This window comes from Nonomuraea sp. NPDC050404 (genome assembly GCF_040655495.1).
In the GTDB taxonomy this organism is placed as follows: Bacteria; Actinomycetota; Actinomycetes; order Streptosporangiales; family Streptosporangiaceae; genus Nonomuraea.
In genome coordinates this window covers 1-11457 of sequence record NZ_JBFAKB010000066.1, presented here as the reverse complement: position 1 = coordinate 11457, position 11457 = coordinate 1, and the positions used below count along the sequence as shown (strand labels likewise).

Sequence of the window (11457 nt, the reverse complement as noted above, 5' to 3'; positions counted from 1 at the left end):
GTCAAGGGCGAGAACATTCCCGAGCCGGGCATCCCCGAGTCCTTCAAGGTGCTCATCAAGGAAATGCAGTCGCTGTGCCTCAACGTCGAGGTGCTGTCCACCGACGGTATGTCCATCGAGATGCGTGACACCGACGAGGACGTCTTCCGCGCCGCGGAGGAGCTCGGTATCGACCTGTCCCGGCGCGAGCCGAGCAGCGTCGAAGAGGTCTGATCAACGCGGAACGCCGCCCCTCCCGGAAAGGAGGGGCGGCGTTTTCGTGTCCGCGGGCCGCCTGGGTCCGCACACTGAACGGGCCTGGGTCCGCACACTGAACGGACCTGGGTCCGCACACTGAACGGACCTGGGTCCGCACACTGAACGGACCTGGGTCCGCACACTGAACGGGCTACTTGGCGTTGGCCTTCAGGTAGTCGCTGTTCATCTGGGCGATCGTGTCCAGCGGGATGCCCTTGGGGCACACCGCCGTGCACTCGCCGGTGTTCGTGCAGCCGCCGAAGCCCTCCGCGTCCATCTGGTCCACCATCGCCTTCGCGCGGGTCAGGCGCTCCGGCTGGCCCTGGGGCAGCAGGCTCAGGTGGGTGATCTTGGCGGCGGTGAAGAGGGAGGCCGAGCCGTTCGGGCAGGCCGCCACGCAGGCGCCGCAGCCGATGCAGGTCGCCGCGTCGAAGGCGTCGTCGGCGTTCTCCTTGCGCACCGGGACGCTGTGCGCGTCCGGGGCGGAACCGGCCGGGACCGAGACGAAGCCGCCCGCCTGGATGATGCGGTCGAAGGCGCTGCGGTCCACCACCAGGTCCTTCACGACCGGGAAGGGGGCCGCGCGCCACGGCTCGATGGTGATCTCGGCGCCGTCCTCGAAGTGCCGCATGTGCAGCTGACAGGTCGTCGTGGCGCGCTGCTCGCCGTGCGCGACGCCGTTGATGACCATGCCGCACATGCCGCAGATGCCCTCGCGGCAGTCGTGGTCGAAGGCGATCGGGTCGTCGCCCTCCAGGATGAGGCGCTCGTTGAGGACGTCCAGCATCTCCAGGAACGACATGTCCGGAGAGACGTCCTCCACCTTGTACGTCACCATACGGCCCTTGTCGTCGGGGCCGCTCTGGCGCCATACGCGCAGGGTCAGGTTCACTTGTAGCTCCGCTGGGTCATCTTGACGTACTCGTACTCGAGCTCTTCCTTGTGCAGCACCGGCCCGTCGGGAGTGTGCTCCCAGGCGGAGACGTGCGCGAAGTTGTCGTCGTCGCGCAGCGCCTCGCCGTCGGCGTCCTGGGACTCGGCGCGGAAGTGGCCGCCGCAGGACTCCGTACGGACCAGCGCGTCCAGGCACATGAGCTCGGCCAGGTCGAAGAAGTCGGCGACGCGGCCGGCCTTCTCCAGCGTCTGGTTGAGCTCCTCGGCGGTGCCGGTCACCTTGACGTTCTCCCAGAACTCCTGACGCAGCTCGGGGATGCGGTCCAGCGCCTTGCGCAGGGACTCCTCGGTGCGCTCCATGCCGCAGTAGTCCCACATGAGCTTGCCGAGCTCGCGGTGGAAGGAGTCGGGCGTGCGGGTGCCGTTGACGGCGAGCAGGCGGTCGACCTTGTTACGGACCTTGATCTCGGCCTCGGCGACGGCCTCCTCGTCCACGTCCCCGAACGGGCCGGCGGCCAGGTAGTCACCGATCGTGGTCGGAAGCACGAAATATCCGTCGGCCAGGCCCTGCATCAGCGCGGACGCGCCGAGGCGGTTGGCGCCATGGTCGGAGAAGTTGGCCTCGCCGATGACGAACAGGCCGGGGATCGAGGACTGCAGGTCGTAGTCCACCCACAGCCCGCCCATCGTGTAGTGCACGGCGGGGTAGATGCGCATCGGCACGTCGTACGGGTTCTCGCCGGTGATGCGCTCGTACATCTCGAACAGGTTGCCGTACTTCTTCTCCACCGCGTCGCGGCCGAGCCGGTTGATGGCGTCCCTGAAGTCGAGATAGACCCCGAGGCCGCCGGGTCCGACGCCGCGGCCCTCGTCGCACACGTTCTTGGCGGCGCGGGAGGCGATGTCACGCGGGACCAGGTTGCCGAAGCTCGGGTAGATGCGCTCCAGGTAGTAGTCGCGCTCCTCCTCCGGGATGTCCCCGGGGGCGCGCTCGTCGTTCTTGCGCAGCGGCACCCACACGCGGCCGTCGTTGCGCAGCGACTCCGACATGAGCGTGAGCTTCGACTGGTACTCGCCCGACACCGGGATGCAGGTCGGGTGGATCTGCGTGTAGCAGGGGTTGGCGAAGTACGCCCCGCGCTCGTGCGCCCGCCAGATCGCGGTGGTGTTGCAGCCCTTGGCGTTCGTGGACAGGAAGAACACGTTCCCGTAGCCGCCGGTGGCCAGCACCACGGCGTCGGCCAGGTGGCGCTCGATCTCGCCGGTCACCATGTCGCGCACGATGACGCCGCGCGCCCGCCCGTCGGAGACGATCACGTCGAGCATCTCGTGCCGGGTGTGCATCTCCACGGTCCCGGCCGCGACCTGCCGCTCCAGCGCCTGGTACGCGCCCAGCAGCAACTGCTGCCCCGTCTGGCCACGGGCGTAGAAGGTCCGGGAGACCTGGGCGCCGCCGAACGAGCGGGTGTCGAGCAGGCCGCCGTACTCGCGGGCGAACGGCACCCCCTGCGCCACGGCCTGGTCGATGATGTTCACCGAGACCTGGGCCAGGCGGTAGACGTTCGACTCGCGGGCGCGGAAGTCGCCGCCCTTCACGGTGTCGTAGAAGAGGCGGTAGATCGAGTCGCCGTCGCCGCGGTAGTTCTTCGCGGCGTTGATCCCGCCCTGCGCGGCGATGGAGTGCGCGCGGCGGGGCGAGTCCTGGTAGCAGAAGGACTTGACGTTGTAGCCCAGCTCACCCAGCGTCGCGGCGGCCGAGCCGCCCGCCAGGCCGGTGCCGACCACGATCACGTTGAGCTTGCGCTTGTTGGCCGGGTTGACCAGCTTGGCGCCGAACTTGCGCTTCTCCCAGCGATCCTCGATGGGCCCCTCGGGTGCCCTGGTGTCCCTGATCGTGGGACCTTCGGTGTACTTCACTTGACAACTCCGAACGTGATCGCGAGGGGCGGGGCCAGGAAGCCGACGACCAGGACGGCCGAGACCAGTCCGGCGGTGGCGCGCAGGACCTTGTTGCGGTCCCGGTTGGCCCAGCCGAGCGTCTGGAAGGCGCTCCAGATGCCGTGCCGCAGGTGCAGGCCGACCATGACGACGGCCACGAAGTAGATGAGCGTGACCCACCAGCGGGACGCGTCGAAGCCGGCGATCATCCGGTCGGCGGGCGCCGAGTCGAAGCCCTTGGGGTTGACGACGCCGAAGGTCAGGTCGAGCAGGTGCCAGATCACGAAGAGCACGATCGTCACGCCGCCCCACCGCATGATGTGTGTGGAGTAGCCCTTGGCCTGCGACTTCTTGGCCACGTACTTGACGGGCCTGGCCTTGCCGGCGCGGCGGGAGAGCGAGATCGCGGCCCACATGTGCAGCACGACCGACGCCACGAGCACGATCTCCACGATCGTCAGCAGCGTGCGGTAGGGCGCGAGGGGCTCAAGAAGGGTGCGCAGCGCGTGGGCGTACTCGTTGAAGGAGTCACGGCTGATGAAGATCTTGAGGTTGCCGAGCATGTGGCCGATGAGGAAGAGCACCATCACGGCGCCCGTGACGGCCATCACGACCTTCTTGCCGTTGGACGAGCTCAGGAAGCCGCCTGGCTTCTTCCGCTGCGGCGTCTTCTTGGCGGGGGCGGTAACAGGCGCGGTAGCGGCCCCGCGCTCTATCGTGGCAGTCACGTCTTCAGACGCTAGGTAACCAGCGATGATCCGTCCAAGTCATCACACGCCTGGTTTCGATAGCCTGCGGCTATGATGTGGGAAGGCGCGGGTTTTATGGCTGCCTTACACCGCGCCGGTGCGAGGAAAATCACATGCAGTTCCAGCAGCTCGCGTACTTCGTGGCGGTGGCGGAGACCCGGCACTTCACCCAGGCGGCCGAGCGCATGCGGGTCGCCCAGCCGTCGCTCAGCAAACAGATCAAGGCGCTGGAGGACGATCTCGGCGCCCGGCTGTTCTCGCGGGCGCGCGGCAACGTCACGCTGACCGCGGCCGGCGAGGCGCTGCTGCCGCTCGCCCGCCGCATCCTGGCCGACTCCGACACCGCCAGGCAGGAGGTCGCCCAGCTCGCCGGGCTGCGCCGCGGCCGGGTACGCCTGGGGGCCACCCCGTCACTCTGCGCGGGCCTGCTGGCCGACGCGCTGGCCCGCTTCCACCGCTCCTACCCCGGCATCGAGCTGATGGTGGAGGAGGGCGGCTCGCGCGACCTGGTCAGGGCGCTGGCCAGGGGCGCGCTCGACCTGTCGCTGATCATCATGCCGCTGCAGAGCGACGACCCCGCGCTGGTGACCGAGGAGATCCTGCGGGAGAACCTCGTGGTGGTCTCGCCGTCCCACGAGCACGTCAAACGGCCCTACCTGCGCATCGACGAGTTGCGCGGGAGGCCGATGGTGATGTTCAGGCGCGGCTACGACCTGCGCGAGGCCACGCTGGCGGCGTGCCGGCAGGCCGGGTTCGAGCCCAGGTTCGCCGTGCAGGGCGGCGAGATGGACGCGGTGCTGCGCTTCGTGGAGGCGGGCCTCGGGGTGGCCGTGGTGCCGTCGATGGTGCTCGACGGGCGTCCCGGGCTGCAGGGCACGCCGCTGGCGCCGCCGGGGCTCAGCCGTACGGTCGCGCTGGCCCACCGCAAGGACGTCGAGCCGACCAGGGCCGCGCAGGCGTTCAGGGAGACCCTGCTGTCGTTCGTCGTCGAGGCCGGTCATGACGGCACGCTTCCACAAGGGGTTGCGCTCATCGCAGAATGAACGCAGTGGCCCCGCTCCCGAAGAGGCGTTTTGACGGCAAATCTCTCGGAAACGCTGACTTTGCTTCTCATCGAAGACGATGACGGCGACGCCTTCCTCGTTGAGGAGTTGCTCAAACAGGCCATGGCGCCGCCCAGGATCTCGCGGGCGCGGAGCCTGCGGGAGGCCAGGAGGAAGCTGACCGCCACCGTCCAGTGCGTGCTCGTGGACCTCAACCTGCCCGACGCCAGCCATCTGGAGGCGCTGGAGGAGGTGCTGGCGGTGGCGCCGCCGCACGCCGCCGTACTGGTGCTCACCGGGGTCAGCGACGCGCACGTGGGCGTCACGGCCGTGCAGTCGGGCGCCCAGGACTACCTGGTCAAGGGCGAGGTGGACGCGCGGCTGCTGGCCAGGTCCATCCGGTACGCGATGGAGCGCAAACGCGCCGACCTGGCCCAGCGCAAGCTCGTTCAGGTGGAGCTGACGGCCAAGGAGAACCGCAGGCTGGAGAGTGCCCTGCTGCCGGGGCCGCTGCTGCGTACCACGTCGATCGAGCACGTGACCCGCTACCTGCCGGGCAGCGGCGGCACGCTGGCCGGCGACTTCTTCGACACCGTGCAGACGCCGGACGGCGCGGTGCACCTCGTGATCGGCGACGTGTGCGGGCACGGCCCCGACGAGGCCGCGCTCGGCGTGGCGCTGCGCATCGCCTGGCGCACGCTGGTGCTGGCCGGGCAGACGGGCGACACGCTGCTGCGCACGCTCGACGCCCTGCTGCGGGCCGAGCGCAAGGCCCCGGAGATCTTCACCACGCTCTGCACGGCCACCATCACCGCCGACCTCAGCCACGCCCGCATGCGCGTGGTCGGCCACCCGCCGCCGGTCCTGGTGCGCGCCGAGGGCGTCGAGGTGGTGGACGGCACCCCCTCGGGGCCGCCGCTCGGGATCTTCCCCGACGCGGAGTGGCGGGTGATCGACGTACCGCTGGGCGAGAAGTGGACCATGATGCTCTACACCGACGGCCTGATCGAGGCCGCCGTGGGCGAGCCCAGCGGATCGCTCGGCGTGGACGGCCTGGTCGACCTCGTACGCGAGCACGGCACCATCGACCTCGACCGGCTCATCACGCACGTGGGCACGCTGAGCGACGACCTGGCGGTGGTCATGGTGCGGAGGAGGAGCACATGAGCATCCATCCCCTGCCGCCTCCCAAGAAGCCGACCGGACTGGGCAGGCTGCCGGCCGGCCGCTGGTTCCTGCTGGTCGGCGCGCTGGCCGTGGTGACCTTCGCCGCCGGGGTCATCGTGGTCATGGTGCTGATCAGCGAGGCGAGGGCGCTCGACCCCCGGCCGGACGTGGCCGCCGACCTCGACCACCTGAACGTGGTCCTCATCGTGCTCTTCGCCCTGCAACTGGCCTGGGGCATCGGGCTGGGCGTCATGGTGCGCTACACCGTGCTCAAGCCCATCCGCCAGCTCACCGAACAGGTCCGTACGGTAGCCGGCGGCGACTTCGACCACGACCTGCACGTCAACCGCCCGGCGGAGCTGGCGGAGTTGTCCAGCCACATCGACTCCATGCGCGCCCGCATCGTCACGGCCTGGCGGGTGGCCTCCGACCAGGCCGACGAGTTGCGCAGGTCGAACGGGGACCTGGAGCAGTTCGCGTACGTGGCCAGCCACGACCTGCAGGAGCCGCTGCGCAAGGTCGCCAGCTTCACCCAGATGCTGGAGCAGCGCTACGGCACACAGCTCGACGACCGGGCCAAGCAGTACATCCACTACGCGGTGGACGGGGCCAAACGCATGCAACTGCTGATCAACGACCTGCTCGACTTCTCCAGGGTCGGCCGGGTCACCGGCGGCAAGGGGCCGGTGGAGTCGGGCGCGGCGCTGGACCGGGCGCTGGAGAACCTCTCGGCCGCGATCGAGGACACCGAGACCACCGTCACCCGGGACGAGCTGCCCCGGGTCAACGGCGACCAGACGCAGCTCACCCAGCTCTTCCAGAACCTGATCGAGAACGCCATCAAGTTCCGCTCCGAGGAGCCGCCGCGGGTGCACATCGGGGTCAGGCGGGACGGCGACATGTGGGAGTTCCACTGCTCCGACAACGGCATCGGGGTGGAGGCCAAGTACGCCGACCGCATCTTCCTGATCTTCCAGCGGCTGCATCCGCGCGACGTGTATCCGGGCACCGGCATCGGCCTGGCCCTGTGCCGGAAGATCGTCGAGTACCACGGCGGTCACCTGTGGCTCGACGGCGGCCCGGACCCCGACGCTCACGGGGCCATGGATACCGACGTGCGCGACGCCATGGATCCCGACACTCTCGGCGGCCCGGATCCCCACGCTCCCAGCGGCACGGATCCTGACGCTCACGGTGCCACGTTCCGGTGGACGCTTCCCGTGTCGAGGGGCCGGCGATGACCCTGTGGCGCCCGATCGAGGTGCTGCTGGTCGAGGACGACCAGGCGGACATCGTCCTCACCAGGGAGGCTTTCGATCTCAACAAGGTGCGCAACCGCCTCAACGTGGTCAACGACGGCGAGCAGGCGATGGCGTACCTGCGCCGCCAGTCCGGCTTCGCGCACGCCCAGCGCCCCGACCTGATCCTGCTGGACCTCAACCTGCCCAGGATGAGCGGGCTGGAGGTGTTGAGGGAGGTCAAGGCCGACATCGAGTTGCGGACGATCCCGGTGGTGATCCTGACGACCTCCGAGGCGGAGGAGGACATCTTGCACAGCTACCGGCTCCACGCGAACGCATATGTATCGAAACCGGTGGATTTTGAGGCATTTATCCGTGTTGTCCGGCAAATAGATGATTTCTTCGTGACTGTGGTGAAGTTGCCGGCCCAGGGGTAGCAGTCTGACGCCCGATGGTGACAGGAATCACAGTCAGTCATCGAAAAAGTGAGTGACCCCGCTCACAAATCGCGATCCTGTCGTCGTAACGTATCCCCCACCAATGCGCGCCCGAGCGGATTCCCGCCGTGTGAGCGCGCCAAGCGAAACGAACACCCGGACCCCTGCGCGACGGGTCCGCGGGAGGTGGAGAGGTCCCCGATGACCCAGACGACGCCCGACGCTCCGGTCCGACGGCAGCGTGCGCAAGTCAAGGTGCGCACGCTGCGTACAGACAGATGGTGGCTGGCCCCGCTCCTGACATTCCTGGGGCTGGCCTCGTTCCTCATCTACGGTGTATGGGCGATCATCGACAACAGCTACTTCGTCGAGCCCTACATAGCCCCGTTCGCCTCGCCCTGCCTGGCGTCCATCTGTGAGCCGGGCGCGACGTTCCTCGGGTGGACGCCGATCGGCGACTGGTACACCCTGCCGCCCGGCCTGCTCATCCTGGGACTGCCCGGCGGGTTCCGGCTGACCTGCTACTACTACCGCAAGTCCTACTACCGCTCGTTCTGGTTGTCTCCCCCGGCCTGCGCGGTGCAGGAGCCGCACGGCAAGTACACCGGTGAGCGGCGATTCCCCCTCATCCTGCAGAACATCCACAGGTACTTCTTCTACGGGGCCATCGTGATCGGCCTCATCCTCGCCTACGACGCCGTCCTGGCGCTCATCCACAAGCCGCTCGGACTGGGCACCTGGATCCTGGTCGTCAACGCGATCCTGATCAACGCCTACACGCTGTCGTGCCACTCCTGCCGGCACATCGTCGCGGGCAGGCTCAACCACTTCTCCCGTCACCCGCTGCGCTACCGGGCCTGGGGCTTCGTCTCCAAGCTCAACGCCAAGCACCAACCCCTCGCGTGGGCCTCGATGTTCTCGGTCATGGGCGCCGACCTGTACGTCCGCCTGGTGGCCAAGGGCATCATCAACTTCCCCTTCGCGTAAGGACAGCTTTCAGTGGAAAACACGCACAACACAGAGCGCCACGAGTACGACGTCGTCGTCATCGGCGCGGGCGGGGCCGGCCTGCGGGCCGCGATCGAGGCCCGCCAGCAGGGCAAGAGGACGGCGATCGTGTGCAAGTCGCTGTTCGGCAAGGCGCACACGGTCATGGCCGAGGGCGGCGCCGCCGCCGCGATGGGCAACGTCAACTCCGACGACAACTGGATGGTGCACTTCCGTGACACCATGCGCGGCGGCAAGTTCCTCAACAACTGGCGGATGGCCGAACTGCACGCCAAGGAGGCTCCCGACCGCGTCTGGGAGCTGGAGGCGTGGGGCGCGCTGTTCGACCGCACCAAGGACGGCAGGATCAGCCAGCGGAACTTCGGCGGGCACGAGTACCCGCGGCTGGCGCATGTGGGCGACCGTACCGGGCTGGAGCTGATCCGTACGCTGCAGCAGCGCGTTGTAGCGCTCCAGCAGGAGGACTACGAGACGCACGGCGACTACGAGGCCTACATCAAGGTCTTCGCCGAGTGCACGGTCACGCGGCTGCTCAAGGACGGGGACGCGATCTCCGGCGCGTTCGGCTACTGGCGCGAGACCGGCAACTTCGTGCTCTTCGACGCCCCTTCCGTGGTCCTGGCCACCGGCGGCATCGGCAAATCCTACGTCGTGACCTCCAACTCCTGGGAGTACACCGGCGACGGTCACGCCCTGGCCCTGCTCGCCGGCGCGAACCTGATCAACATGGAGTTCATCCAGTTCCACCCCACCGGGATGGTCTGGCCGCCGTCCGTGCGCGGCATCCTCGTCACCGAGTCCGTCCGCGGCGACGGCGGGGTGCTGCGCAACTCCGAGGGCAAGCGCTTCATGTTCGACTACATCCCCGACGTCTTCAAGGACAAGTACGCCACCACGGAGGAGGAGGGTGACCGCTGGTACACCGACCAGGCCAACAACCGGCGCCCGCCCGAGCTGCTGCCGCGTGACGAGGTGGCCCGCGCGATCAACGCCGAGGTGAAGGCCGGGCGCGGATCACCGCAGGGCGGCGTCTTCCTCGACGTCTCCACCCGGCTGCCCGCCGAGGAGATCAAGAGGCGGCTGCCGTCGATGCACCACCAGTTCAAGGAACTGGCCGACGTGGACATCACCGCCGAACCCATGCAGGTGGGCCCGACCTGCCACTACATCATGGGCGGCGTCGAGGTGGACGCCGACAGCGGCGCGGCGGCCGTGCCCGGCCTGTTCGCGGCCGGTGAGGTCTCCGGCGGCATGCACGGCTCCAACCGGCTGGGCGGCAACTCGCTGTCGGACCTGCTGGTGTTCGGCCGGCGGGCGGGGGCGGGCGCGGCGGCGTACGTGGACTCGCTCGCGAGCCGGCCCCAGGTGCTCTCCGAGCAGGTGGAGGAGGCCAGGCAGGAGGCGCTGGCGCCGCTGGAGCGCGGCGGCGAGAACCCGTACGAGGTGCACCACGAGCTCCAGCGGACGATGAACGAGCTGGTCGGCATCATCCGCAAGGCCGAGGAGGTCTCCGAGGCCCTGGAGGTCGTCGAGAAGCTCAAGGAGCGCGTGCGCCTGGTCGGCGCGGCCGGTACGCGCATCTACAACCCCGGCTGGCACCTCGCGATCGACCTGCGCAACATGGTGCTGGTCTCGGAGTGCGTGGCACGCGCCGCGCTCCTGCGCGAGGAGAGCCGCGGCGGGCACACCCGCGACGACCACCCGGGGATGAACCCGCAGTGGCGCCGCAAGCTGCTCGTCTGCTCCACCGAGGACGGCTCGAAGGTCAAGGTCGAGGTACAACTCCAGCCGAGCATGCGCGACGACCTGATCACCCTGTTCGACCGGGACGAGCTGAAGAAGTACCTCACCGACGAAGAGATCGCCGAGTTCGACGGGATAGCGAAGAAGTCATGAGTTACAAGGCAAAGTTCAAGGTCTGGCGCGGTGAGGGCGGCGAGGGCAAACTCGAGGACTTCACCGTCGAGGTGAACGAGGGCGAGGTCGTTCTCGACATCATCCACCGCCTCCAGGCCACGCAGGCGCCCGATCTGGCGGTGCGGTGGAACTGCAAGGCCGGCAAGTGCGGCTCGTGCAGCATGGAGATCAACGGCAAGCCGCGGCTCGGCTGCATGACCCGCATGTCCACCTTCGAGGAGGACGAGACCATCACGGTCACCCCCATGCGGACGTTCCCGGTCATCAAGGACCTGGTCACCGACGTCTCCTACAACTACCAGAAGGCCAGGGAGGTCCCCTCCTTCACACCGCCGAGCTCCGTACGGCCCGGCGAGTACCGGATGAAGCAGGTCGACGTCGAGCGCTCGCAGGAGTTCCGCAAGTGCATCGAGTGCTTCATGTGCAACAACGTCTGCCACGTGATCCGCGACCACGAGGAGAACAAGACCAACTTCTCCGGTCCGCGTTTCCTCATGCGGATCGCCGAGCTGGACATGCACCCGTACGACGTGGCGGACCGGCAGGAGGAGGCCCAGCAGGAGCACGGGCTCGGCTACTGCAACATCACCAAGTGCTGCACCGAGGTCTGCCCCGAGCACATCAAGATCACCGACAACGCGCTGATCCCGATGAAGGAGCGCGTGGTGGACCGCAAGTACGACCCGCTGGTGTGGCTGGGCAACAAGATCCTGCGGCGCGGCAAGTGAGCGATCGAGTAGGAGGGTGAGGTCGCCTCACCCTCCTCTCACACCACCGGACATGCGGGCCCGCATCCGGCGGTTCGTCAAGCCGTGGTTCTGAGCCC

General features: G+C 68.2%; 11 protein-coding genes. 8 read left to right on the top strand and 3 right to left on the bottom strand.

The features are described from left to right. Positions 1-213: hypothetical protein (locus AB0I81_RS63505; protein WP_360680498.1), on the top strand; the 213-nt coding region annotated here is incomplete at its 5' end. A gap of 175 nt (positions 214-388) precedes the next feature. On the opposite strand, the gene AB0I81_RS63500 is transcribed toward AB0I81_RS63505, so the two are convergent. Genes AB0I81_RS63500 through AB0I81_RS63490 form a run of 3 tightly spaced genes read right to left on the bottom strand, consistent with a single transcriptional unit; the run spans position 389 to position 3797 of the window. Further along, the gene (locus AB0I81_RS63500; RefSeq protein WP_360680496.1) at positions 389-1129 is read right to left on the bottom strand and encodes a succinate dehydrogenase/fumarate reductase iron-sulfur subunit; all 741 of its coding nucleotides are present in this window, start codon (positions 1127-1129) and stop codon (positions 389-391) included. Next, positions 1126-3048 carry a fumarate reductase/succinate dehydrogenase flavoprotein subunit gene (locus tag AB0I81_RS63495; protein WP_360680493.1) on the bottom strand — a complete coding sequence of 641 codons (1923 nt, stop codon included), beginning with the start codon at positions 3046-3048 and terminating at the stop codon, positions 1126-1128. The genes AB0I81_RS63500 and AB0I81_RS63495 overlap by 4 nt, the downstream gene beginning before the upstream one ends. Next, positions 3045-3797, bottom strand: coding sequence for a succinate dehydrogenase cytochrome b subunit (locus AB0I81_RS63490; protein WP_360680491.1), 753 nt, complete (start codon positions 3795-3797; stop codon positions 3045-3047). The genes AB0I81_RS63495 and AB0I81_RS63490 overlap by 4 nt, the downstream gene beginning before the upstream one ends. A gap of 134 nt (positions 3798-3931) precedes the next feature. Between AB0I81_RS63490 and AB0I81_RS63485 the strand changes: the two genes are divergently transcribed. The 7 genes from AB0I81_RS63485 (at position 3932) to AB0I81_RS63455 (ending at position 11359) form a co-directional block, all read left to right on the top strand. Next, the gene (locus tag AB0I81_RS63485) at positions 3932-4861 is read left to right on the top strand and encodes a LysR substrate-binding domain-containing protein (RefSeq protein WP_360680488.1); all 930 of its coding nucleotides are present in this window, start codon (positions 3932-3934) and stop codon (positions 4859-4861) included. A gap of 60 nt (positions 4862-4921) precedes the next feature. Further along, on the top strand, positions 4922-6028 hold the full coding sequence (locus AB0I81_RS63480; RefSeq protein WP_360680485.1) for a fused response regulator/phosphatase: 1107 nt from the start codon (positions 4922-4924) through the stop codon (positions 6026-6028). Next, positions 6025-7269: an ATP-binding protein gene (locus AB0I81_RS63475; RefSeq protein WP_360680482.1), complete on the top strand. Its 1245-nt coding sequence runs from the start codon at positions 6025-6027 to the stop codon at positions 7267-7269. The genes AB0I81_RS63480 and AB0I81_RS63475 overlap by 4 nt, the downstream gene beginning before the upstream one ends. Further along, positions 7266-7706: a response regulator gene (locus AB0I81_RS63470; RefSeq protein ID WP_360680479.1), complete on the top strand. Its 441-nt coding sequence runs from the start codon at positions 7266-7268 to the stop codon at positions 7704-7706. Before AB0I81_RS63475 ends, AB0I81_RS63470 begins: the two co-directional genes overlap by 4 nt. A 201-nt stretch (positions 7707-7907) precedes the next feature. Next, positions 7908-8693 (top strand): hypothetical protein, encoded by a 786-nt coding sequence (locus tag AB0I81_RS63465; protein WP_360680478.1) that lies wholly within the window; start codon positions 7908-7910, stop codon positions 8691-8693. A 12-nt stretch (positions 8694-8705) separates the two neighbouring features. Continuing rightward, the gene (locus tag AB0I81_RS63460) at positions 8706-10610 is read left to right on the top strand and encodes a fumarate reductase/succinate dehydrogenase flavoprotein subunit (protein ID WP_360680475.1); all 1905 of its coding nucleotides are present in this window, start codon (positions 8706-8708) and stop codon (positions 10608-10610) included. Next, positions 10607-11359, top strand: coding sequence for a succinate dehydrogenase/fumarate reductase iron-sulfur subunit (locus AB0I81_RS63455; protein WP_360680472.1), 753 nt, complete (start codon positions 10607-10609; stop codon positions 11357-11359). The genes AB0I81_RS63460 and AB0I81_RS63455 overlap by 4 nt, the downstream gene beginning before the upstream one ends. Positions 11360-11457 lie beyond the last annotated feature (98 nt).

Bases quoted from the DNA above. Each gene is read 5' to 3' on its own strand.
- AB0I81_RS63485 (WP_360680488.1), top strand. From the start codon at position 3,932: ATGCAGTTCCAGCAGCTCGCGTACTTCGTGGCGGTGGCGGAGACCCGG.
- AB0I81_RS63475 (WP_360680482.1), top strand. From the start codon at position 6,025: ATGAGCATCCATCCCCTGCCGCCTCCCAAGAAGCCGACCGGACTGGGC.
- AB0I81_RS63470 (WP_360680479.1), top strand. From the start codon at position 7,266: ATGACCCTGTGGCGCCCGATCGAGGTGCTGCTGGTCGAGGACGACCAG.
- AB0I81_RS63465 (WP_360680478.1), top strand. From the start codon at position 7,908: ATGACCCAGACGACGCCCGACGCTCCGGTCCGACGGCAGCGTGCGCAA.
- AB0I81_RS63455 (WP_360680472.1), top strand. From the start codon at position 10,607: ATGAGTTACAAGGCAAAGTTCAAGGTCTGGCGCGGTGAGGGCGGCGAG.